Source organism: Paenibacillus yonginensis (genome assembly GCF_001685395.1).
GTDB classification, from domain to species: domain Bacteria; phylum Bacillota; class Bacilli; order Paenibacillales; family Paenibacillaceae; genus Fontibacillus; species Fontibacillus yonginensis.
In genome coordinates, this window is the sequence record NZ_CP014167.1 from 2,821,762 (window position 1) to 2,845,454 (window position 23,693).

At 52.8% G+C, this 23,693-nt stretch carries 17 protein-coding genes; 3 read left to right on the forward strand and 14 right to left on the reverse strand.

Annotation, left to right across the window (positions count from 1 at the left end; genetic code table 11):
* Window positions 1-361 precede the first annotated feature (361 nt).
* Together AWM70_RS12810 and AWM70_RS12815 are read left to right on the forward strand one after the other, a co-directional pair.
* Window positions 362-682: an ArsR/SmtB family transcription factor gene (locus AWM70_RS12810; RefSeq protein ID WP_068696982.1), complete on the forward strand. Its 321-nt coding sequence runs from the start codon at window positions 362-364 to the stop codon at window positions 680-682.
* Window position 683: 1 nt separating this feature from the next.
* On the forward strand, window positions 684-1,667 hold the full coding sequence (locus AWM70_RS12815) for a cation diffusion facilitator family transporter (protein ID WP_068696984.1): 984 nt from the start codon (window positions 684-686) through the stop codon (window positions 1,665-1,667).
* Window positions 1,668-1,862: 195 nt separating this feature from the next.
* On the opposite strand, the gene AWM70_RS12820 is transcribed toward AWM70_RS12815, so the two are convergent.
* The 7 genes from AWM70_RS12820 to AWM70_RS12850 all read right to left on the reverse strand — a co-directional run bounded on the left by AWM70_RS12820 (window position 1,863) and on the right by AWM70_RS12850 (window position 12,797).
* On the reverse strand, window positions 1,863-5,267 hold the full coding sequence (locus tag AWM70_RS12820) for a GH36-type glycosyl hydrolase domain-containing protein (protein WP_068696985.1): 3,405 nt from the start codon (window positions 5,265-5,267) through the stop codon (window positions 1,863-1,865).
* A 63-nt stretch (window positions 5,268-5,330) separates the two neighbouring features.
* A complete protein-coding gene (bglX, locus tag AWM70_RS12825; RefSeq protein ID WP_068696986.1) occupies window positions 5,331-7,496 on the reverse strand; it encodes a beta-glucosidase BglX in 2,166 nt (721 codons plus the stop codon).
* Window positions 7,497-7,836: 340 nt separating this feature from the next.
* Window positions 7,837-8,598, reverse strand: coding sequence for an alpha/beta hydrolase (locus AWM70_RS12830; RefSeq protein WP_068696988.1), 762 nt, complete (start codon window positions 8,596-8,598; stop codon window positions 7,837-7,839).
* A 62-nt stretch (window positions 8,599-8,660) separates the two neighbouring features.
* Window positions 8,661-9,650: a LacI family DNA-binding transcriptional regulator gene (locus AWM70_RS12835; RefSeq protein WP_068696990.1), complete on the reverse strand. Its 990-nt coding sequence runs from the start codon at window positions 9,648-9,650 to the stop codon at window positions 8,661-8,663.
* Window positions 9,651-9,691: 41 nt separating this feature from the next.
* A complete protein-coding gene (locus AWM70_RS12840; protein ID WP_068696991.1) occupies window positions 9,692-10,510 on the reverse strand; it encodes a carbohydrate ABC transporter permease in 819 nt (272 codons plus the stop codon).
* A 17-nt stretch (window positions 10,511-10,527) separates the two neighbouring features.
* Entirely contained in the window at window positions 10,528-11,430 is a 903-nt protein-coding gene (locus AWM70_RS12845; RefSeq protein WP_418303156.1) for a carbohydrate ABC transporter permease, read from the reverse strand.
* A gap of 125 nt (window positions 11,431-11,555) precedes the next feature.
* The gene (locus AWM70_RS12850) at window positions 11,556-12,797 is read right to left on the reverse strand and encodes a sugar ABC transporter substrate-binding protein (protein WP_068696996.1); all 1,242 of its coding nucleotides are present in this window, start codon (window positions 12,795-12,797) and stop codon (window positions 11,556-11,558) included.
* A gap of 425 nt (window positions 12,798-13,222) precedes the next feature.
* On the opposite strand from AWM70_RS12850, the gene AWM70_RS12855 reads away from it, so the two are divergent.
* Complete coding sequence (locus tag AWM70_RS12855) at window positions 13,223-14,146, forward strand: AEC family transporter (protein ID WP_068696997.1); 924 nt, start codon at window positions 13,223-13,225, stop codon at window positions 14,144-14,146.
* A gap of 15 nt (window positions 14,147-14,161) precedes the next feature.
* Here AWM70_RS12855 and AWM70_RS12860 read toward each other — a convergent pair whose 3' ends face one another.
* The 7 genes from AWM70_RS12860 to AWM70_RS12890 form a co-directional block, all read right to left on the reverse strand.
* Window positions 14,162-15,847, reverse strand: coding sequence for an extracellular solute-binding protein (locus AWM70_RS12860; protein ID WP_068696998.1), 1,686 nt, complete (start codon window positions 15,845-15,847; stop codon window positions 14,162-14,164).
* A 34-nt stretch (window positions 15,848-15,881) separates the two neighbouring features.
* Window positions 15,882-18,224, reverse strand: coding sequence for a helix-turn-helix domain-containing protein (locus AWM70_RS12865; RefSeq protein WP_068696999.1), 2,343 nt, complete (start codon window positions 18,222-18,224; stop codon window positions 15,882-15,884).
* Window positions 18,225-18,490: 266 nt separating this feature from the next.
* The gene (locus AWM70_RS12870; RefSeq protein WP_068700642.1) at window positions 18,491-19,372 is read right to left on the reverse strand and encodes a carbohydrate ABC transporter permease; all 882 of its coding nucleotides are present in this window, start codon (window positions 19,370-19,372) and stop codon (window positions 18,491-18,493) included.
* Between the two features lie 10 nt (window positions 19,373-19,382).
* On the reverse strand, window positions 19,383-20,306 hold the full coding sequence (locus tag AWM70_RS12875; protein WP_068697000.1) for an ABC transporter permease: 924 nt from the start codon (window positions 20,304-20,306) through the stop codon (window positions 19,383-19,385).
* Between the two features lie 146 nt (window positions 20,307-20,452).
* Complete coding sequence (locus AWM70_RS12880; RefSeq protein ID WP_068697001.1) at window positions 20,453-22,078, reverse strand: type 2 periplasmic-binding domain-containing protein; 1,626 nt, start codon at window positions 22,076-22,078, stop codon at window positions 20,453-20,455.
* 283 nt (window positions 22,079-22,361) lie between these two features.
* The gene (locus AWM70_RS12885; RefSeq protein WP_068697002.1) at window positions 22,362-22,589 is read right to left on the reverse strand and encodes a sulfurtransferase TusA family protein; all 228 of its coding nucleotides are present in this window, start codon (window positions 22,587-22,589) and stop codon (window positions 22,362-22,364) included.
* A gap of 13 nt (window positions 22,590-22,602) precedes the next feature.
* A complete protein-coding gene (locus AWM70_RS12890; protein WP_099093086.1) occupies window positions 22,603-23,670 on the reverse strand; it encodes a YeeE/YedE family protein in 1,068 nt (355 codons plus the stop codon).
* Window positions 23,671-23,693 lie beyond the last annotated feature (23 nt).

Genomic DNA, 23,693 nt, shown 5'->3' on the forward strand with positions numbered 1-23,693 from the left:
TGAGGTCAAGAGGTACATATCCCCTTGCAGACTGGTTCATCTGTCGGGTTATGTAGGGAAAAGACGATTATGGATTTCGATTAAGGACAGTATAATTACATAAAAATGGAAGTACAAGCCTCTACTTTGGTAAATATCTGTATTTTTTACATTTTGATTCATTAGTCCCGGTTCGGAATATGACTGAAGTTGCTAGTGAATTGACCAACGGTAAGACCATTTCCCCGGGCTGATTCTTTGTTCCCATGACAACATGTGTCAGAAAAAGAAAAAGAGCCGCACTTCTTTTGACAAATTGGCTGTTTTTAACATACAATGTATATGAGCATATGTTCATATATGATATGGAAGCGGTGAGAACATGAAACAGCAGGACCATGCTTTTTTAATGGAAGATACGGTCGACCGGGCTTCAAGGATTTTCAAAGCGCTTGGCGATCCGACTCGGATTAAAATTCTATATTTGCTCTCCCAGGAAGAATGTTCGGTCAATCATATCACGGAAGTGCTGAATCTGACCCAATCTGCGGTTTCCCACCACCTCAGCCTTTTGCGCAATCTTCGGCTGGTCAAGTACCGGCGGGATGGCAACACCTTATATTACACTTACGAAGACGAACACGTCATTACGACTCTGAACCAGGTCTTAACCCATATCAAATGCGGTCTGGAGGTTGTTTAGCATGGATCAACAAAGCCAACAAAGCCAACAAGGCCATAATCACAATCATAGTCATAGTCACCAGCATGGTCATGGTCATTCCCATAGCCACTCCCACCAGCATTTCGAAGAGCTCAGGAATGGAAATTCCAAAGGGCTGACAATCGCTTTAATCACGACCTCGGTGATCCTGCTGCTGGAGTTCTTCGGCGGTTTGTTCACCAACAGCCTGGCGCTGCTGTCCGATTCGGGCCATATGCTGAGCGATGCGGCGGCTCTGCTGCTCAGCCTGATCGCCTTCAAATTCTCTTCCAGACCGGCAACACCTAATAAAACATTTGGTTTCTACCGGTTTGAAATTTTGGCAGCCCTGCTGAACGGCATCGCCTTGTTCGTTATTGCCGGACTGATCGTATGGGAAGCGATCGGCCGTTTGGCTCACCCGCCTGAAGTAGGGAGCGGACCCATGATGCTGATCGCTATCGTCGGCCTGATTGCCAATCTGATCAGCGCCGTTTCCCTGATGACCAAAGGCGATGTGAAAAACAACGTGAACATGCGCGGAGCCTATCTCCATGTGCTCGGAGACGCACTCGGCTCCGTCGGCGCCATTGTGGCCGGTATTCTGATGTATGCCTTCGGCTGGTATATCGCCGACCCGATCATTTCGGTCGTCGTGGCCCTGCTCATCCTTAAGAGCGGCTGGGGTGTCATTCAGAATTCCGTGCATATCCTGATGGAAGGTACTCCGAATACCGTCAACCAGGAAGAGGTAAAAGCCGAACTGGAGAGCATCGACGGCGTTGTTAACGTCCATGACCTGCATATTTGGTGCATCACCTCCGGGCTGGATGCGCTTAGCTGCCACCTGCTGATCGGCGAGGAGCAGAAATATCAGGATGTCCTGCAGCAGGCCATCAACCGGCTGAAAGACAAATTCGGCATCGAACACACGACCATTCAGGTCGAATGTGCAAAGATTAAACATCAGGAATTGAAGATCTAAGGACGAACCTGATAGAGCATTGAAATGACAAATAACGAACAGGTTTAAATGCCAAACAAATGGCAAACAGCCCACCTTACGGGAAGCTTCAGGCTTCCCGTAAGGTGGGCTGTTCCTTTGAGCCCTTTCTTGACTCCAACGTCCAAACGTCAACCCAAACCCTGCCGAAGGCCTTGTGGCCTTCCGATTTGCAGCTTACATTTGAATTTCTATCACCGTACGGCCGCCGCCGGAAGGAATCCGGCAGCGTTCAAATTCCTCCGCTTTCACCCGCAAACCTCCGGTCCGGTATGGGTTCGAAATCCGCTCGCCGGCAATCTCCTGGCCATTGACCGTCACGCGGCTGACTGCGCCTTCCCGAATCCGGTAAACGAAGGTCACCGGCGTGCCCCCGTATTCGAAGTCGAACGAAACGCCGTCCAGCTCGGCAGGCAGTACCGGATCGACGATCAGATCCCCGCTTTCCTCACGGATGCCCAGGACTCTGGAGATCAGCTGGTTCATGTAGATTCCAGGTCCGCTGGAGTAAATGCGCCAGCCTCCCTTGACCTGCACTTTGCCTTCCCGCAGCTCGCCAAAGCGCTCCTGAGCCTCGTAGCGGGTTTTGAAATCCCCGTCGGAGCTGCTGAAATAAGCGTTGCTTTGGCGAAGCGCCGCGTTCGGTACCACTTCCCGGATGCCGATCGGGTTGATGGCGGCAAGGCCGTTCCAGGCCTGCTCCGGCTGGCCGATCTTCGCCATCGCTTCCACGTAGCGGATGTGCGCATGTACGTACTGCAGGCCGATTTCCCGGCCAAAGTTGGCCGCCTGCTCGGCGCGTTTAAAGTGCACGCTGACCCCTCCGACATATTGGGCCGGCCGGTTCATCAGCCGCACGCCGTCCGGGCACAGCAGCTTCTCCTGAATGAGTTCGTAATGAGCTTTCATCTGCTCCGGCGTCAGCAGCTCGCTGATCATGCTCCGGGTCATCGGAAGCAGCCGGTATTGGATGCCGGTCTCCTCATCCGCTGGATGAAGCATCAGCTTGGCTTCTTCCGGGTTCTCGAAATACAGGAATCCCGGGATGACCTCGGTGCCCAGCATATATTGGTTGAAATCGCGCCGGATTCCCTCCGCCAGCTCCTTCAGCTCGGCGGACCACTGCGGATCCGTCTCCTCCAGCACCTTGGACAGCTGGGTTACGGCCTGATAAGTAAGCGCAACCGTCCAGCTGCTGACCATAAACTGCTTGAGCTGTGCATTAGCCGGCTGCAGCGTATCGTCCCAGTCGCCGTCACCGTAGGAAGAGAGGTAGGTATCATGGAGGAAATGCTCCCGGATATACCCGATCTCCTTCTTCACATGTTCGCGCACCGGAACGGCCGTTTCCGTAAAATCAAAGCTGTGCTTGCGAGTATAAGGAACCCGTTCGTCCAGCAGCGCGAAATCGCCGGTGGCTGTCAAATAATCGCTGATGACCTTCAGCGGCCAAACGATGATATCGCCATGGCTTTCTTCCTGCTGAATTTTGGCGTACCCGTCAAACATGAACCACTGCGGCCAGTTGCCGTCGTCTTCATATTGATGGGAGAATACAGTGGTCAAAATATCGCGGACCTGCCCGTAATGATGGGTAGCCATAAAATATTCCACCGGTCCCTGGCAGACGTCGCGTGTTCCCCAGGCCGCACCGCCATACTGCTCCAGCCCGTGCGGAACAGAATAATGCACCAGCATATTATGCGTATACCACCACGCAAGCGCGTTAACTTTAAACAATCCTTCTTCCTGTCCGGAAGCGCCCTTCAGACGGAACCCGTTCATAACCTTGGCGAAGAACTCGCGGTATTTACGGATTTCCTCTTCAACTGGACGATCCGTCACCGGCAAATCACCGCCGTTCAGCAGCCCCTGCAGGGTAAGCGTCCATTCCGCGGACGGTTCCAGCACCTGCACAACCAGTGATGCGCTGCCTGCCTCCGCGCCTTCGGCCAACATCCGCTCATCGCCCAGACGGTATTGGGCTCCGGCCAGGCTCATCCGGTACTGCAGCTGCGGATAAACGCCTGCGCTTAGGGAACCGGCGTCTGCACGGAAGATCAGCATGCCGGAATCGCCGGCCTGCTCCATTACAAACGGAACTTCATATTCATTGACGTTCATCGTAATTTGACTGCTGATCAGGAACCGGTACGCTGCGCCGCTTGCGGAGCGAACGTGCAGGCGGACCTCCGGCGAGTCCACGGTCGTGTAGTTCGTGACGATCAGCGTCTCGGAAGCCGTTTTATAGTACCAGCGTGTATAATTGAAGCCCATTTCAAACAGGGAAGGCATGGCGAGCAGACGGTATTCCCCGTCCAATTCGACGTACAGCCGCTGGCCGGACGTTTTCTGCACATTTAAGGCATTCCGCGCGTTGCTCATCATTTTGTTGAAATTCGTATTCCCCACAACGACCTGGGAGTTAAAAATGCCATACATATATGAAGTTGTAGTCATGACCTCCGGATTCATCCGAGCGTTGTCCCCGCTCATCAGAATATGCCCGTGCGGCCGTTCTACGCGAAGCTCCTTCTCCTTCAGGACCACATGCTCATAAGTGTCCGTGAAAAAAGATAGCAGCTGCCCGTCTTCAAGCTCCTCCTGCTTCCGGACCGGGAACAGCAGGTCCAGCTCCTCCGGCAGCATGGAGAAGGTTTGGAGCGGTACTCCGATAGCCGTCATCATTCCCGGCGGATTTGAAGACAAATCCTGCGGCGACTGTTCGCCCCCGAAAGGAGCCGGCGCATCTTGTTCCGCTTCTCTCCAGGCTTGCCGGATGATATCCGTGAATTCAAGACCGGCAATCGCAGCGGGATGGTCATCCTTAAACAATCCGTAGAACACGTAACGGGCTTGGCCATCCAATACGCTGCGGGCGGACTGCAGAGCCGTATAAGCAAATTCATACTGGTAAATTTCATTGGCCAGGCTGGTTTGGTACAGGCTCTCCGGACGGCCCGTTTCCTTATAGGACAAACCAAAGAACTGGAAGCCGTCCGTGGAGAACCCGGCCGCTCCCGTCAGCGATCCCTGCTGCAGGTAAGGGAATAAACCGCCCTGCGGCTGGTTCTGGCGGGAACAAACGGCATAACTGCCCGTTTCGTCCTTAAATACGGCGTGGTCGATGTATTGAGACATATACGCTTCATTGCTGCGCACCGCACCCGGATGGGCCAGGCCGACGTCTTGGCCGTACACGACGTCCACCTCGGCGCCGCTGCCTTGAAGCCGGACATCCCAGAACCAGACCCCACAATCAGTCAGCGTAAAAACAACCTCATACCCCACCCCTGCGGCCCCCGCCGCAGGGTGCTGAATCCGGCCCGACCAGACCAGCCGGTCGCCAAGACGGCCGAAACGGCTGGCCGACCGGCTGCCAAGCAGCGGGTAAGCTTCGATGCCGTCCCGGGAGTGAATTCTAAGGAACAGATTGCCGGCCGCCCCATCCACCGGGTTGCCCGCCAGCTGGTTGATCAGGAAGTCTCCGCCGGCCGCCTGGCGGAGGTCTCCGCTGGCCAGGAAATCAAATTGAAGTCCGCCCTTGCGGAGAGACAGCTTGGATTCCGTTACAGTTGTCATTTTTCTCACGTCCTTTTCTCTCTCTTTCGGCCTCAAGCCGTTTGTTTAAAGGTCCATCTATCGTTAAACGAGCCGGAAATCGGCCTCCTGCACATCCCGGCTGCTGCCGCCGATCATCAGCTTGAAAGCCCCCGGATCGCTGCCGAAGGACAAGTCGCTGTGGTAATAGCGGAGCATGGCTTCGTTAATTTCAAAGCTTATAGTCCGGCTTTCGCCCGGAGCGAGCTCGACCCGGCTGAAAGCTTTCAGCTCCTTCAGCGGACGGACAACTTCACCTGCCATATCGCGGATATAGAGCTGGACGATTTCCGTACCGGCTGTGCTGCCCGTGTTGGTGACCGCTACGGACACCTGCAGCGGCTGCTCGGCCGTTAACGTTGCCGAAGACAGCTTCGGCTGTCCGTAGGCAAAAGTCGTGTAGCTCAGCCCATAGCCGAACGGCAGCAAAGGTTCATTCGGAACGTCCAGATACTGCGAGACGTAGCGGACCTGCGCATCCGGCGCGCCCTGCGGGCGGCCGGTATTAAAAGAGTTATAATAGACCGGAATCTGCCCGGTCGAATAAGGGAAAGACATCGTCAGCTTGCCGGACGGGTTCACGTTGCCGTAAAGCAGGTCCGCAATCGCCAGACCGCCTTCGCTGCCCGGGAACCAGGCCTCCAGCACGGCGTCCGCTTCATCCAGGACGCCGCTCAAATCCAGCGGGCGGCCGTTAAACAGCACGACCGCCAGCGGTTTGCCGAGCTGCTTCATGCGCCGCAGCAGCTCCAGCTGCGCCTGCGGCAGCCGGATATCGGACCGGCTGCCGGCCTCGCCGCTCATCTCGGACGCCTCGCCGAGCGCGAGCACGAGCACGTCCGCTGCCTCCGCAGCGGCGGCGGCCTCCTGCGCCAGCGCTTTCTCAAACGTGTCGATGCCGCAGCCTGCGGCAAGCGTCACGTTCGAAGCTTCAGCGCTGGCTGCCTGCATGGCGGCGCCGAGCCGCGCCGCCGTCTCCTGCGATCCGGTCCAGGACCACGGACCGAGAATGTCGCCGCTGTCGGCAAACGGCCCGATCAGCGCCACACGCTGCTGCCGGCCCAGCGGCAGCAGGCCGTCGTTCTTCAGCAGCACGCACGATTTCGCCGCCAGCTCGCGGGAGACGGCGCGGTGCTCGCTGCTGTACACGACGGTCCGCTCCAGCTCCGGATCCGCCCCGCGCAGCGGCTGTTCAAACAAACCCATCTTCTCTTTCAGCTCCAGGATCCGCAGCACCGCTTCATCGACCAGCTTCTCTTCGATGACTCCTTCTGCAACCAGCTCCGGGAGATAGTGCACATAACAAGAGGTCATCATTTCGATGTCAACTCCGGCCTGCAGCGCCTTCAGCGCCGCTTCTCGTTCGTCTTCCGCCACACCATGCGGAATCAGTTCTTTGACCGCTCCCCAATCGGAGATAAGTACGCCGTCAAAGCCCCATTCCTCGCGGAGCAGCTTGCGCATCAGCTTGCGGTTGCCGGTGGCGGGAATGCCGTCCAGCGTGTTGAAGGAAGTCATCACCATTTCCGCACCCGCATCCAGCGCTGCCTTATAGCCGGGCAAATAGGATTCGCGCAGCTTCAGCTCGGACAAATCGACCGTGTTGTAATCCCGGCCGCCTTCAGCCAGGCCGTATGCGGCAAAATGCTTCACGCAAGCTGCCACGCGGTCCCGTTCGTTCCGCAAATCGTCGCCTTGAAAGCCGCGGACAAAAGCTTGGGCGAACAGCGAGTTCAGGTACGGATCTTCCCCCGTCGACTCCATCACGCGTCCCCATCTCGGATCACGGACCAAGTCAACCATTGGGGCAAACGTCACGTGAATGCCTGACACGGCCGCTTCTCTAGCCGCGATTTCCGCGCTTTTCTCCGCAAGCTCCAGGTCCCAGGAGCAGCCGATGGCAAGCGGCACGGGGAAAATCGTCTTGAACCCGTGCACGATATCCGCCATGATCAGCAGCGGAATGCCAAGCCGGTTGTTCGCCAGATGCGCCTTCTGCACCGCCAGAACCTCTTCGGCTCCAGCCAGGCCAAGCACGGATCCAGCGTTGTCGATCTGCTCCTCCGTAATGCCAAGGCTTTTCATCGGTCCGGTGATCTGGCCGCTGTCTTTGGCTCCCTTGAAGAAAGGAACCGCCAGCTGCAGCAGCTGGGCGACTTTCTCTTCCAGCGTCATCTTGTTCAAATACTCCGTAACGAGCCAGTTGGTCATCTGTGCCTCTCCTCCTATTTCGAATCGTTTTTATCTAAATAAACCAAGTAAAATACTACATATTACATGAATATAAATGTCCTTAAATCGAAACGTTTCAAATGACTGGCAAAAAAATTTTCTGAAAGCGAAAACTCCACTTGCCAGGTTATGGCCTGAAGACGGGCCCCTTCTGAGGCTGCAAGCCAAAAACCGTCAGCACACAGCGCAGTTAACTGAATATAAGCTGTCTGAATAGGGTTCCCTGAGAACAAATCTCCCAAACGGACGGCCTATGTTACGGCAAACCTGCCCTTGTAGAACAGCCTGACTGACTGCCTGTTTTATTGCCTGCTTGCGTTCAGGTTACAGGCAGCCACTCCATCATCCGGCGGGCCTGACGATCCCAATAGCCCCATTCATGTTCGCCCGGGCCCTCCTCGTAAGTCACCTTCAGGCCGGCCTGCTCAGCATGACGGAGGAAGATTCGGTTGCCTTCGTACAGGAAATCCTCTGTCCCGCAGCATTGATAGAGCCTGGGCACGAACCCGGTTTTCGCTGCCTTTGGAAGAAGGGCCAGCAGATCGTCGCCGCTGCCTTGCAGCCGGCCCGGATCGCCGAAGATCCGCTCCGCCTCACCGGGCTGGAACCCGTTTGGCCCGTTGACCCGGCCGACGATATCCAAGGCGCCCGACAGGCTGGCCGCCGCGGCATACCGCTCCGGACAGCGCAGCGCCAGCTTGAAAGCGCCGTAGCCGCCCATCGAAATGCCGGCGATAAACGTATCCTCGCGCCGCTGCGACAGCGGAAACAAATACGATACCAGCTTGGGGAGTTCATCGCTCAAATAAGTAAAATAAGCGCCTCCCTGCTTCATATCCGTATAATAACTCCGGTCCGCACGCGGCATAACCAGAGCCACCCCTTTGCTCTCCGCATAACGCTCAATCGAAGATTGCCGGGTCCACTCCTGGTGATCGCCTCCCAAGCCATGCAGCAAATAAAGCACAGGCAGCTTGGTTTTGTTCCGGAGGTCCCCATCCGGCAGATGCGGAATCACCACATTCATTTCGGTCGGCATGCCAAGCGTTTCCGAGAACAGCGTGGTTTGAATAAACGGCATAACAGCGTCCTCCTTGGCCTCTCATTCTTACTTATTTTCCGCGCGGATACGCGTGTTTGTATTTATATCTGCTTCACCGAGTTCCGCCGGATCAGCTCTACTTTCAGCTTGTAGGCCTCGTTGACTTCTTCGCCGTTCAACATTTGAAACAGCAGATGGCCAGCCAGCGAACCCGATTCATGCATCGGCTGGTGAATCGTCGTCAAGGCAGGATGGACATATTCAGCAAGCTGAATATCGTCAAAGCCGATCACGGAGATTTCATCCGGAATCGAAACACCGCCTTCCTCCAGCGCTTTGATGCCGCCGACGGCCATTTCGTCATTCGCGTAAAATACCGCGGTCGGCAGCTCGCCCTGCATCATCATCATTTTGGTCGCCTTGTAGCCGCCTTCGCGGATAAAGCTGCCGCCCAGCCGCCACTTGGCTTTCTCCTCAAGCCCGGCTTCGCGCATCGCCCGCAGGAACCCCTGATAACGCAGCGCGTTGTCAAAGGAATTCGATGGGCCGCTGATATAAGCAATCTGCCGGTGGCCCAGCTCGATCAAATGGCGGGTGGCGTCATAACCGCCCTGTTCCCCGTCGACCACAACGCTGATCAAACCTTCGCCGGTTGTCTTCCGGTCCATGACGACAATGGGAAAAGCGGCGCTCGCCGAGCTCAGCAATATGTCATCCGTAATGTTATGGGCCAGCACGATGGCCCCGTCCACCCTTTTTTCCCGCAGGAATTTAACGGCCGTAGAATCTTTGCCTCCCATGGAGCTGCAGGCAATCAGATCATAACCGTTCGATAAAGCCACGTCCTGCACGCTGCGGATCAGCTCGGAATAATAAGGCCCGGACAAGTCGGTAAGAATCAGAGCAATCGTATTCGTACGGCTGCGCTTTAAATCCATGGCAAAACCGTTTTTTCGATAATTGAGCTGTCTTGCCGCCTCCAGCACCTTCTCGCGTGTCTTCGAGCTGACCTTGCTGTCGCCGCTCAAAGCGTATGAAGCGGTAGATAACGCGACTCCCGCCAATTTTGCCACATCTTTAATCGTAGCCATCGTTCATCCAGTCCTTCCCAAGCCTTGCATAGTCTACTTATTTATTTCATCCCGGAAATCGTATATCCTTCAATAATATGTTTCTGGAAGAAAGTAAAAATAATAATGATAGGAATGACCATAAAAGCTGCCCCCGCCATCTGCAGGCCAAATTCAGTGCCGTATTGCCCTTTCAGCAGCGAAAGCCCGACGGACAAGGTATACAATCTTTCATCGTTGGCAATAATCAGCGGCCACAGGAAGCTGTTCCAGGCCCCGATAAACGTTAGAATCGCCTGAACCGCAAAAACCGGTTTCACGACCGGCAGAATCAGCCGGAAGAAAATACGGAACTCCCCGGCACCGTCCAGACGCGCCGCCTCCATCAAATCCGTCGGGATGGTGGCCATGAACTGGCGGAACAAAAAGATGCCGAAGGCGCCAACCAGTCCCGGAAGAACAATCCCCGCCATCGTGTTGACGAGTCCCATTTTATTGATGATTAAATACGTCGGAATCATGGTTACCTGGCCCGGAATCATCATGGTGGCCAGGATTAAATAGAAAAAGCCGTTTTTCCCCGGAAATTCAAATTTCGCAAAAGCGTAGCCGGCCAAAGCGTTCAGCAGCAAGCCGACAAACGAACAAATAACAATAATCAGCGTATTTTTCAGATAAACCAGGAAATCCATTTCCGTAAACAGCCTGCTGTAGTTGTTCCAGGTCGGATGATGCGGGATAATGGTTGGCGGAATTACCGTAAATTCATTCTCCGGCTTAAACGACGAGCCGAGCATCCAGATGAACGGAACCATCATCAGAATGCCGCCCAGGATCAGGAGCGTTATCATAACGCCTTTTTCAATCTTTTTGACGGCCATGCCGGTTCTCCTCCTTCTTAATACTCGACTTCTTTCTTTCTCACCGCAAACTGCACGATGGTGGCCAGGATAATGATGACGAACAGTACAAACGAACCCGAAGCCGCGTAACCGAAGTTGCTGAGCTTAAAGCCGTTGTTGTAAATGAAGAGCGCCAGCGACATGGTCGCGTTCAGCGGTCCGCCTTTTGTCATGACAAACGGTTCCTCGAAGAACTGAATCCAGCCGATCAAAGTCGTAATCGTAACGAAGAAGGTCGCGAAGCTCAGCAGCGGAACCGTGATATAGCGGAGTTTCTTCCATCCGGTAGCCCCGTCGATTTCGGCGGCTTCATAATAGGAACGCGGAATTCCCTGCAGGGCCGCCAGGAAAATAATCATATTCAGGCCGATGGCCTTCCAAAGGGCCAGCAGAATCAGGGAAAACTTGGCGAGCGTCGGATCCTGCAGCCACTGCTGGGCCGGGATGCCGAACCAAGAAAGCATGTAGTTGAACAAACCGTAAGAACCGTTGTACAGATACCCCCAGACCACGGCAACGGCCACAATGTTCGTTATGGAAGGCATGTAATAGATGACGCGGAACGTCTTGAACAGCCAGCTTGTGCCGTAATTCAGCAGCAAAGCTACCGCCATGGCGCATATGACCACCAAAGGTACCCCTACAATCACATAAATAAAAGTGTTGAATAAAGCTTTCAGAAACACCGGATCTTTAAAAATTCTGATATAGTTGTCAAAACCGACGCCGCGGATGTTGGAATAGTCGGCAAGTCCGACCAGGTCCATATTGGTAAAACTGATTACAAGCGCAATAACGATCGGAATGATCGAAAATACGACCAACAGCAAAACGGCCGGAGCAATAAACATATATGGATATTTATTTTTGTTCCACTGTTTCGCGAACTCCCTCATCATCTTCACCCCTTTGATGGTAATTCCTGAGAACGCCGCCCACTAGGCGGAGCTAAAAGCCAAAAGCACACAGCCGGGCCGCCTTTCGGCGAAACCCGGCGCAGCGTGAGCTTTCCACTTCAGAATGATTATTTTGCCAGGATTTCTTTGGCTTTGTCATTCAGCTTATTCATTTCGGTTTGCGTATCCGCGCCGCCGATGGTGATTTGCTCAAAGGAGGAGATCACCGACTGTGCAATGGTTTCCCACTCTTTGATTTGCGGAGCCGGACGTGAGGTTTCAAGCTGTTTGCCGAACGCCGCAATCATCGGATCTTGGAAAGCCTGGTCGTCCCAAGCCGTTTTGAGGGCCGGAAGAGAGTTGGACGTTTCGTAATATTTCAGCTGAGCTTCTTTATCCGACATGAAGGAAATAAATTTGGCTGCTTCGTCTTTGTTTTTGCTGTAGTTAAAGATCGAGAGGTCAGCGCCGCCGATAGCGGATTGATTGTTTTCTTTCGCCGGAAGCGTCGTGACTGTCCATTTACCGTCAATTTCAGGGTCTTTGTCCTTAATGGTTTGAATCATCCAAGGACCGCTGATGAACATAGGGATCGTGCCGTCTTTGAATGCCGCAACCGTATCCAGATCCGTGCCTGAAGGCGTCAGCTTTTCGTCGTAGAAGCTTTTCAGGTAGTTGATCGCTTCCACATATTTTGGATCATTGAAATGCGGCTGACCTTGATCGTCAATAAAATCGATGCCGTTCTGCCAGGCGAAGATTGCCGCTGTAATTTGGTCTTTGCTGTCAATGGTGATGCCGTAATGGCCGGCGCCGCCTTTGGCAACCAATTTTTGCGAAGCAGCCTTCAGCTCATCCCAGGTTTTAGGTCCTTCCGGATAACCTACATCCGCCAGCAGGTCCGAACGGTAGAACAAGGCGCGGGTCTCTACATACCAAGGAATACCTACAGTTTTGCCGTCATATTGACCGGTTTGCACCGCACCGTCGTAGAAATTCTCCGCTTTCAGGTTCGGATATTTTTCGATATAAGGTGCCAGATCAGCAAGCGCGCCGGCTGCCGCAAACTCGGGAACCCAAGTGGTGCCCATTTGCACAACGTCCGGTCCATTTTGCGAAGCAACCGCTGTCAAAAGTTTGTCGTGAGCGGAATCCCAAGGAATGGCCTGCACCTCAACCTTAACACCCGGATTCTGTTCCTCATACATTTTGGTAATCGGCGTTACCGTGTCGGAGGTTCCCATAAACCAAACCTTCAGCGTTTTGCTGCTTCCCGATCCGGAATTGGAGTTGTTCGAGCCGCAGCCTGCCAATACCAGTGAAAATGCCATCAGTGTAGCGAACATGATGCCCCAAGTTTTTTTCTTCATCTTTCTTTCACCCCGTTTGTAGTATGCACTGCATAAAAAGCTAAAATGAAAGCACTTACTTCGAAACGTTTCGATTTATTTCGAAAAAAAAATTCGTGCTCGTTTCGAGTCGAACAAACCAGCTTTTCGGCCATACAAAGGCGGTTTTAAAGGATTTAACCCTTTTATCCCACCTGTGTTCACGCTTCCAATCCATCATCGAGGCTTTAATCTAACGTCTATTGGAAAGATGAACTCTTATAAACCTTTAATAAATTCGAAACGTTTCAATACACACATTATAATCTGCCCTGATAGCGATTTCAACCCTTATTTTTGTTAATAATCTGATTTTTATTCCCTCTGCACGACTGGTTTAACGTGTTATAATGACAAAGCAATTACTGCTGTTCTTTATTCCTTTTGAAAAGAGATGAACCTACACCATGATCGCAGACATTTTATTGCAGGTAGTCCTGCCTATCTTTGTGCTGATCGGAATCGGCTCCATCATGCAGTACATATTCAAGCTTGATCTGTACACCTTAACCAAAATCAACTTTTATTTTATTACCCCCGCAGCCGTGTTTGTCAGCATGTATGAATCGGAAATGTCTCCGTCCCTTTTGGGCAGCGTAGCTTTGTTCTACGCGCTGTACGTCTTGATTCTTTATGCTGTGGGAACGCTCGTTGGCCGCCGGCGCAAGTTCACCAGGGGAATGAGGGCTGCGTTTACCAACAGCTTGCTGCTTGATAACTCCGGCAACTATGGTCTGCCGGTCAACAATTTAGCCTTCAAAGGAGACCCGATGGCCGGATCGGTACAAGCGCTGATCATGGCTTTCCAGAGTCTCTTGACCTTTACGTACGGCGTTCTGTCGATCCAGGGCGCCAAAAGCAACGGCTTATACAAAGAAGCCATCAAAGGGTTCCTCAAAATGCCTGTGCCTTACGCGCTGGTGCTTGGCCTCATCTGGCACCTGCTGGCTCTGCCGGTTCCGGCCTTCATCTATCAGCCATTGCTGTACGGCAATAAGTCCATGGTTGCGATTGCCCTGCTCACCCTGGGCGCTCAGATCGTCAAATATCCGCTGCGGCTGGACAGGGTCGAAGTCTATCTCAGCGTGGTTCTTCGCCTGTTGTTCGCACCGGCTGTCGGCTTCTTATTGATTATGCTGCTTGGAATGAAGGGAGTCCCTGCTCAAGCGCTGCTGATTGCCTCCGGCATGCCAGTCGGCGTCAACACTTCGATTCTGGCCGAGGAATATCAGAACGAACCCGACTTTGCAGCCCAGACTATTTTGATCTCTACGATTATTAATGTCATTACCATTACCGTCTTGATCTCATTAGCCGGCCATCTGGCATAAACCACGCTTTCCCTCTTATCTGGAAGAACCCGGCTTCGATTCGGACACTGAAGCCCGGTAGCTGTTCAGCGCCAGCTGCTCAATTTCGATCGCCCGCTGAATGTCGAGCAGACGGATCTTGTTCACATATTCATCAAAGGCCGATACAGGCTCAAGGCCCATAATGATTTTGAGGGATATTTCGGTGACGAGTTTGTTCACTTCCTTCATGATCGCGGACAGCTCGGTGCTCTCCTTCTCCGTGATCGGCAGCGCCGGCAGCGTATAAAGCGCCGCGTCGGTGTCCGACCATAACCGGATCGCCTCCTGCTGCTCAGGCAGGGTATAATACTGCTCCATATAGCGGATATCCTGCACGAAAGGTCCGAAATAACTCGCCCGGGTATACATCGCCAGCGCCTGCGACGGCGCCAGCTTATCCGGATTGTTTAGAATAACGTCCGTATAGGCCGGGTAGCCGTCCTTCATCTTATAACTGACTCCTTCAATGCCAAAATTGAAGAGCAGATGGCCTTCTTCTCCATAGCCGTAGTCCAGCATTTTTACTGCTTCTTCTACATGCTTGCTTTTGGCAGAAATCGCTACGCTGCTGGAACCGACGGCCGGAGCCAGCTGTCCGAACTTAGGACGGTCCCCGTGGCGGAGCACCGGATAAGGCGCTGGCGCAAGCTCCACGGACGGATCATTATTTTTCATAAAGGGAAGCCAGGTGCCTATGCCCGCTCCGGCATTCCAGATGCTTGCCCCGCTGCGGCTCAAAATCATGTTTGTGTCCTGGGTCTCCGGGTCCACCGCAGCAAAATTCGGGTCCAGCAGCCCTTCCGCATACCACTGCCGAAAGAGCGCCAGGAAATCTTTATAGCCGGGTTCAATGGGCCCAAACTTCACTTTGCCGTTCTCCTGGTAGAAACCTTTCTTAATCCCGAACGCCCCGATAAAGCCGCCGCTTTCAATGCCGAACAGCGGATTTGGAACACCCAGGAAGGTCAAAGGAGCTTCAGCTCCTTTTTTCTCCTTAAATGCCTTGAGCACGGTATGCCAGTCGTCGATGGTCACAGGCACCCCGAGTCCAAGCTCATCCAGCCAATCCTTGCGAATAATCGGTCCCTGGTAAGTCCGAAGCTGGACATCTCCCTGAATAAATGGGAAGGCGTAATAACTTCCTCCGGCCGTACGGACCTGTAAATCAATATCGGGATGTTCCTGAAGATACCTTTTCAAATTTGGAGCATATTTGTCTATGTAGTCGTTCAGACGCAATATATACCCGTCATGGATGGCCTTTTCCGGCCCTCCTGGATAATTGATCCATTCATATTCCATCATATCGGGCAAGTCTCCCGAGGCGAACAGCACATTAATCGCTTCCTTGGCCTGGTTGGCCGGCGGCTGGATGAAGGTCAGCGACACTCCCGTTCTCCGCTGCCATTCCTGAAAGAACGGCACCTGGTTAAAGGTCGATTTAATGCCCGCCACGTTGCCGTTCAGTTCCGCCCAATAGGTGAGCTTATTAGCCGATTCAGGCGAAACCTGGCCTCCCAGCTGTCCATGTGAGATAGCCGCTGTGGGCTGCACCGGGCCAGTCGGCTGCGCGGTGTCCCGCTCCCGGTCGCAGGCGGCCAGCAGCATGAGCAGCGCAATCAGCAGTATCAGCGGTATGCATCCTCCAATTGTCCGTCCGACGGTTCCGTTCCCCTTCATACTGTTCCCTCCCGAATAAATCAGCTTTAACCCCTCAAACAATTTCCTTGTATTTGCCCGGCGTAATCCCCTCATATTTCTTGAAGACGCGGATAAAGGTTGCCGGATCATTGTAACCGACCTGCCTCGAAGTCTCGCTCACCGACTCCTGCCGGGTTCGCATGAGTTCTTTCGCCTGCTCGATCCGGTATTTATGAAGGTAATCCAGCATTCCCTCGCCGGTGTGATTCTTAAAGAGCTTGGATAAATAACTTCCCTTTAGCTGAAAATGCTCCCCGATCGCGTTGACGTTCAGATTCATGTCCATGTAATGGTCCTGAATATACTGCTGGACTTGATCCATCAGCGACCGGAGGGAATCCTCGCGCTCCCGGGACAGATGGGTTAGTCGTTTGGCCGAAGCAAACCCGCACACTTCCTGCAGCAGCGCCTGCAGCTTCTGCTGCATTTCCCGGATCGTATCGCAGGCCATAAGGCCGTTGATCCAGCGCGGATTGTCGGCAAGCGTACTGTCGTTGCCGTCTCCCAGCTCGTTGATCGCCTTGATCATGGTTCCGATGAGATTAAACATAAGGCATCTTGCCATCGTCAGCGGCATCACCGGTTTATCCAGATTTTTTTCAATAACCTCGTTCATATAGGAGGAGGCCTGCTCCAAATCCCCGGCCTTGATGAAATTGATCAGCTGCTGCTCCACCTGAAGCGGATAATAATAGCCGTAACCGATGTCTGCGGAGCTGCCTGGGCGGATGTCCTTATAGGCGATAATCCCCTTTTTCCCCAGCACCATCTTATATTCCATCGCATCCACCGCTTCCCGGTACGCTTCTGAAATGCCGATCCAGGAGGAATGGCGGCCGCTTATGGAGACGGTGATTTCCATATCATAACGCTCCAGAAATTGCTGGGCTTCGGCTGCGATATGATGCAGGTCCTGCTCCCAGGCGGGAGAATCCGCTTTCAAATTGACGAGACATACCATCATGTCGTCTGCTTCCGCCACGTAACCGGCATGCCCCTGCCTTTCCACCAGCTCTTCTACAACGTTGGAAATGATCAGCTGAATCAGCTTGCTCCGTTCGTTCAGATCGATTCCCGGCAGGAATTCATACAATTTCTCTTCATTTTCAATGCCGAACAAAAGAACGGCAAACTCGCTGGACAGATATTTCATCTGGAAGGAGCGGAACGCATCTTCATAAGGGACCAGGGTATCCGGCTTCCCCTTCAACAGCCGGTTGATCATATTGGAACGCAGCACCTGCTCGTGTTTCTTCAGCTGCTGAGTGATTTCGTCGTTTTCAGTCCGCGTTCGGGCAACAACCTTCTGGATAAACTGGAATTCATTCACATCGGCATAAGTCCGGTCGGTATTCTTATCCTGCAGGGACTCGATAAGCTGCTGGATCGGCGAATAATTGCGGCGCATGAAGAACCACGTAAGAACGCCTGCCCCAATCAGGCTTACCAAAATGCTGACATAAGTAAAATTGCGGACATACTCCGCTTTCTCCCAATAAATGCTGCTTGGAATGATCAGAGCGTATCTAAGATCGGAGACCGACGAATCGATGGAGAACAGCTCCAAACCGGAAGACTGAGCCGGATCAAACTGAAAGCGCTTTCCATTTATGAATGGCGTTAGTTCTTTGGAGCCGGGTTGATTGGACATCAGAATTTCGTTGTCAGCATTTAAGATCAGCAGCGTTGACCCGTTAAAATCGGCGATACCGGCCACTGCTTCCTGGAATCTGCGCGTATCGGACATAACGACTACGCTGCCTGCGCTTTGGCCGTACATATCCTTCGGCAGCTGTGTAATGTAGGCGATGGAGGTCTTGGCTTCGGCTGCCGTGGAATGAGGCAGCACCACAAAGGAGTTGTTGGGGGCTTTCAACACCGTGTCCTTCCATTCCTCGAAAGTAAGCGCACCCGTGCGATGAATCGTATAAAAGGCGGTGTTCAAGTCCCGAATGTTGCCGGACCTGTACACCGAACCGTCCCGGCTGGATATGACATAGAACTCGTCAATGGATGCATAAGAAGTTTTATAAAGACGGAATTCATTCACCAGCTGGTAGGCCGAATAAGGCACCTCCTGAGCCGGCATCCCGGAATACATCACCTGCTGCAGATTCGGGCTCCAGGTCATTTCCATATTCAATCGTTTCATCAGGTCGATCTGGCTGTCAATCGTGTACCTCATCTGCTTGAGCAAGGAGTCGTTGGCCCGGTGAATCTCGCTTTTGAGAGCCTGGCTGGACTGAGCATAAATAACCAGACTGATCGCAATCGGGACAAAGAGGACTACACTGTAAGAGACAAGCCAGGTGACGATAATGCTTTCCCGTTTCCGCCATAGATTTTGAATGCTCATTTAGACCATCCCCATGCCTGAGTAGTTTACCGTTCAAGCCTTTCTCCGCTTGATTAGACATTCATTATACCCGAACCCCCCCTGGAAACGTATAGTCAAAAAGTTCAATCCGGTTGATCAAAATGGAAATCCAGCCGGTTTCAGGCCGAACAAACACGAAAAAGCCTCAGGGGACCTGGCGGTCTGCCCGGGCTTTGCCGAGGTTTGCTCTTTGAATTTTGTGCTTGATGCTTAAATGCTCGATGCTTAATGCTTGATGCCGGCTCTTATCCTTTTAACGAGCCCACCATCACCCCTTTGACGAAAAACCGCTGCAGGAACGGATAGACACACAGGATCGGGATGGTCGCCACCATAATCGTAGCGTATTTGATCGTCTCCCCGATTTGGAACCGGTCCCCGGCCGAAGCCCCCGAAGACATGCTGTCCGTCGAGTTGGAGATCAGAATCTCGCGCAGCACCAGCTGAACCGGGAACAAGTTCCGGTCCTTGATGAACACCGAAGCGTAGAACCAGCCGTTCCATTTATCTACGGCGTAGTAGAGAATCATCACGGCAATCACCGGCATGGACAACGGAATAATGATCCGGAACAGAATCGTAAAATGGTTCGCGCCATCGATTTTGGCCGATTCCTCCAGACTGTCCGGAATCCCCATGAAGGAGGTCCGCATAATGATCAGGTTGAAGGTGCTGATGCTGAACGGGATAATCGTGGACCACAAGGAGTTCAGCAGGCCAACGCCTTTCACCACAAGATACAGCGGAATCAAACCGCCGCTGAAGAACATCGTGAACACGATGAGGAACATAAACACTTTGTTCCACATGACATTTTTGCGGGACAGCACATAAGCGCCCATCGAGGTCATCAGCAAATTGACCGCTACCCCGCATACGAGAATGAACAACGTATTTCGGAAGCCGATGCCGATCCCTGGATTGTTCAGCACGCTTTTATAAGCTTCCAGACTGAACCCCAGCGGTCTCCACAAGAACCCTTTGTGGCCGAGCAGCTGCGCGGAATTGCTGAAGGAAGCAAACAATACGTACAGCAGCGGGTACAAGGTCGCGATGACCAGAAGGGTCAACAGGGTATAGTTGATGGCCGTGAAGATGCGGTCCCCTATGCTTTGCTCTGTTGTCAAGCTAATCACCTCACCATAGACTGTTTTGGGTCGCCCTCCGGCTGAGGGTATTAGCCGTAATCAATAGGACGAGATTGATCACCGAATTGAACAAGCCGACAGCGGAGCTGTAGCTCCAGCCGAATTCCAGCAGCCCTTTCCGGTAGACGAAGGAAGAAATAACGTCGGCCGTTTCATACGTAACCGGGTTGTAGAGCAAAATAATTTTTTCAAACCCAACGTTAAGCAGGTTCCCCATCCGGAGAATGAACATGATCATAATCGTTGGCAGAAGCCCCGGCAGCGTAATATAAATCATTTGCTTGAGCCGGCTGGCGCCATCCATCCGCGCTGCTTCATACTGCTCCAGATCGATGCTCATCAATGCCGCAATATAAATTATCGATTCCCAGCCGATCCGCTGCCAGATTTCGGACAACACATAGATCGGGCGGAACAGCTCCGGTTTCTGCAGCATGGCCTGCCCGTCATAGCCGAGAAACACGAACAGGCGGTTAAGGAGGCCGTCCGCGTTCGTAAAGTCCGTGATAATCCCGCAGATAACGACCAGTGAAATAAAATAAGGCATATAGGTAATTGTCTGCACGACGCGTTTGAATTTCTTCCTGCGCACCTCATTGATCAATAGAGCCAGGAGAATGGGAGCCGGAAACTCAAAGAGCAGCGTATAGAGACTGATCAAAATCGTATTTTTTAACACTCTCAGAAAATAAAAGCTGCCAAAAAAGTCCTCGAAGTGCTTGAGTCCAACCCAATCGCTGCCCAGAATGCCTTTCATAGGCGAATAATCCTTAAACGCGATAAGCGCTCCGTACATAGGCCCGTAGAAGAAAACTAAATAATAAGCGATCACCGGCACCATCATGAGGTACAAATATTTGTTGAGTTTAAAATCGCGAATCAGCCGGCTTCTGAGCTTTTGCCGCTTTCCCATGCCCGAATTCACCTCGATTTGAGTAGAGGGGAGAGCGGGCTCTCCCCTTCCCTTTTACTTCCGAACACTCTTTTGCTTTCGAACACCTGCTAACCAACTGCGATTACTAGCCAAAAATAGAACGCTCGCCGTAATAGCCAACAGGATTACCGGCTGTTATACCGCTGCAGCGCTGCGGTTTGAATCTCGATCGCCCGGTCCAGACCCAGCGATTTCATCTTGGCGACATAGTCGTCAAATTTATCTACCGGCTCGGAACCGAGAATGATCTTGATCGTCATTTCATCCACCAGCGTATTAATGTCGTTCATGATGGTCGCGTATTCGGAGCTTTCCTCCGGTGTTGGCGTAATGTTCGGCAGGTTATATTTCGCCGCGTCCGTATTTTTCCAGATTTCCACGGCATCCCGCTGCGTCTGAAGGGCAAAAAACTGCTCAGCGTAACGTTTATCCTGCACAAAAGGTCCGTTATAGCTGCTTCGTGCATACAGGGAAATCGCCTGAGCCGGAGCCAATTTGTCCGGGTTGTTCATAAGCAGGTCGGTGAATTTCGGGTACCCGTCCTCCATCGTATAGCTGACGCCCTCTTCACCGAAGTTGAAGAACATATGACCTTCTTCGCTGTAGCCGTAATCCAGCATACGTACCGCCAGTGCAGGATCTTTGGCTGCCGTTGTAACGGCTACCGTCCCTTCGGAGGCATAAGCCTGGTTCATCTGGCCGAATTTAGGTTTATCTCCCTTCTTCAGCACCGGATATGGAGCGGCAACCAGCACCGCCTTCGGATCATTGGCCTCTACAAGCGGCTGCCATTTGCCGATGCCTCCCCCTGCGTTGCCTACCGTCGCTCCGGTTGCGCCGGAGGCAATGTTGCCGTCTACCGCTTTGGTATCGGCTGTGGCGATGTTTTTATCGATCAAACCTTCCGCATACCAATCGTGAAACAGCTTTAGATAGTCCTTGAATCCAGGTTCAGCAGGTCCAAATTTGACTGCCCCGCCTTCCTGATAGAATCCGCGGTTCACACCAAAAGCGCCGATAAACGCCCCATTGCCGGATTCATTGAAGAAACGTGGTTTGCTGACCACCGAGAATGGAGCTGCAGCTCCCTTTTTCTCTTTGAAGGCTCTAAGTGTTGTTGTCCATTCGTCTATCGTTTCCGGTACCGGAAGTCCGAGATCATCCAGCCAGTCCTTGCGGATCACCGGTCCCTGGAAGACACGAAGGTATTCATCGCCCCGGATGAACGGGAATACATAATAGCTGCCGTTGTCCGTCTTGACCATCTTGTCGATGTCCGGATGCTCCTGCAGATACTTCTTCAGGTTTGGCGCATATTTGTCGATCAGATCATTCAGTTTAATAATGTATCCATCGCTGATTGCTTTCTCCGGGCCCCCCGGGAAGTCGCCGATAAAGTTGTATTCAAGCATGTCCGGCAAATCTCCGGAAGCAAGCATGACGTTAAACGCTTCCTTGACCTGACCGCTTGGCGGGGCTGTAAATTCCAGCTTAACCCCCGTCTTCTCCTGCCATTTCTGAAAAAAAGGAATTTCGTCATGCGAAGCCTTGACTCCGACCAGGTTGCCGTTAATTTCACCCCAATAAGAAAGCTTCTCATCGGTTTTGAGCGGATAAGTGGTCGGTTCTGCCGCTCCTGCCGAACTAGCTCCCTCCGCTGCATTTCCGCTGCTCTTGTCGCCGGATGAGCAGCCTGCCATCAGAGCGCCAAGCAGCGTGATAATCAGACCTGCGGCTGCGAATTTCTTCATGTCTCTATAACCTCCCATTTGATTGGTAATGGATCTTGCCCTTTCAGGTTATAGAATCCGCGGCCTCGGGGATATGTGCAGAAACGCCAATGCGATAGTCTTTTTGCTCCCGTCCAAGTGACGATTTCTCCAAATCCATAGATAAAAAGAGAAACCGGCCCCTTCAGCGGAGCCGGTTTACCAACAAAAAACACCTCCAAGGCTGTAGCCAACGTCCCTGGGACGCGGTACAGGCTCTTGAAGGTGCCGGTTTGTCTAAACGCCATAGTTATAGTTGGGCGTTTTATTTTTTTCGGATCGTGATCGTCCAGGTTGCATCGTCGATTTGCTCATAATTGGTAACCGTGTGTCCTTCAGCAGCCGTCCACTCCGGAATGCTTTCCGTCGCTTGGGTGCAGTCGAAATCGATCACCAGTTCATCGCCGCTGTTCAGGCCGTTCATGGCTTCTTTGGCTTCGATCAGAGGGAAAGGACAAACCTGTCCGATAACGGATAATTTTTGCTGACTCATTTAAAATTCCTCCTTATACCGCAGTTCTAACGGCTGCAGTCGTTTTTGTTTTTTGCGAACGTGGCCGGACATAAACAAAATACGAAGCCGTCCAGGTTCCTAAAATCATAACCGCCAACGCTACCCAGCCCTGCCAGGTCATCATGGCTGTCTGCACCAGACCGTTGCCGATCGAGCAGCCGCCGGCCAAGCTGGCGCCAAAGCCCATGGCGATCCCGCCTGTGAAGCTGATCACGGACGTTTTGGCATCTGGAGCACGGAATTTGAATTCCCTGCTGGCTTTAGCAGCGATAAACGAACCCAGCAAAATGCCGAGCACAAGGAACACGCCCCAGTTCAGAAAGCTTTGGTCTCCATTAACCAGGTACTGAAGCAGGTTGGCGGAAGGCGTTGTAATGCCCAGCCCTGCTTTGCGGCCTGTCGCTTCGCTGAGCGGCCAAGCCAGGATGGCGATCAACCCGATCAGAATGGCCGTAACAAACGGATGCCAGCGTTTCTCAAACAGGAGATGCGCCAGCCCGCTGCGTTTCTGCTTCAGCTTCGGAAGCGCGGCCTTAGGTTTGCGCAGCTCGCGCACCACTACAAACAGCGTGATGACAACCAGCAAAGCCACGAAATACCAGGCGCTGATGCCAAACGTGGCCGGAATGGAGTTGGTTGGCGTATGAACCTCGGTCATGGACTTTTGAAGGCCGGACAGCGGCCCGGTTTTCATAATCGCAGCCATGGTCATATAACCGGCAAGAGCAATCCAGCTGCCAATCAGACCTTCGCCGGCCCGGTACCAGGTTCCCGTAGCGCAGCCGCCAGCCAACACAATCCCGATTCCAAAAATATAAGAGCCTGCAACCACTGCAAGCCAATTAAAAGATCCTGCCGTGAAAGTAATAACGCCCGCTTCGACAAGCGCATAGATACCAACGGCCTGAATCGCAATAGCAATTAACAAGGCGTAAAACATCCGGTTGTTTTTCGTCAGGTACATATCCCGGAAGCCGCCCGTCAGGCAGAAACGCCCTCTTTGCATAACAAAACCGAGCAAAGCTCCGCAAAGTAAACCGGTAATCACCATTTGCAGCATGTGTGTTTCTCCCCTTTTCATCT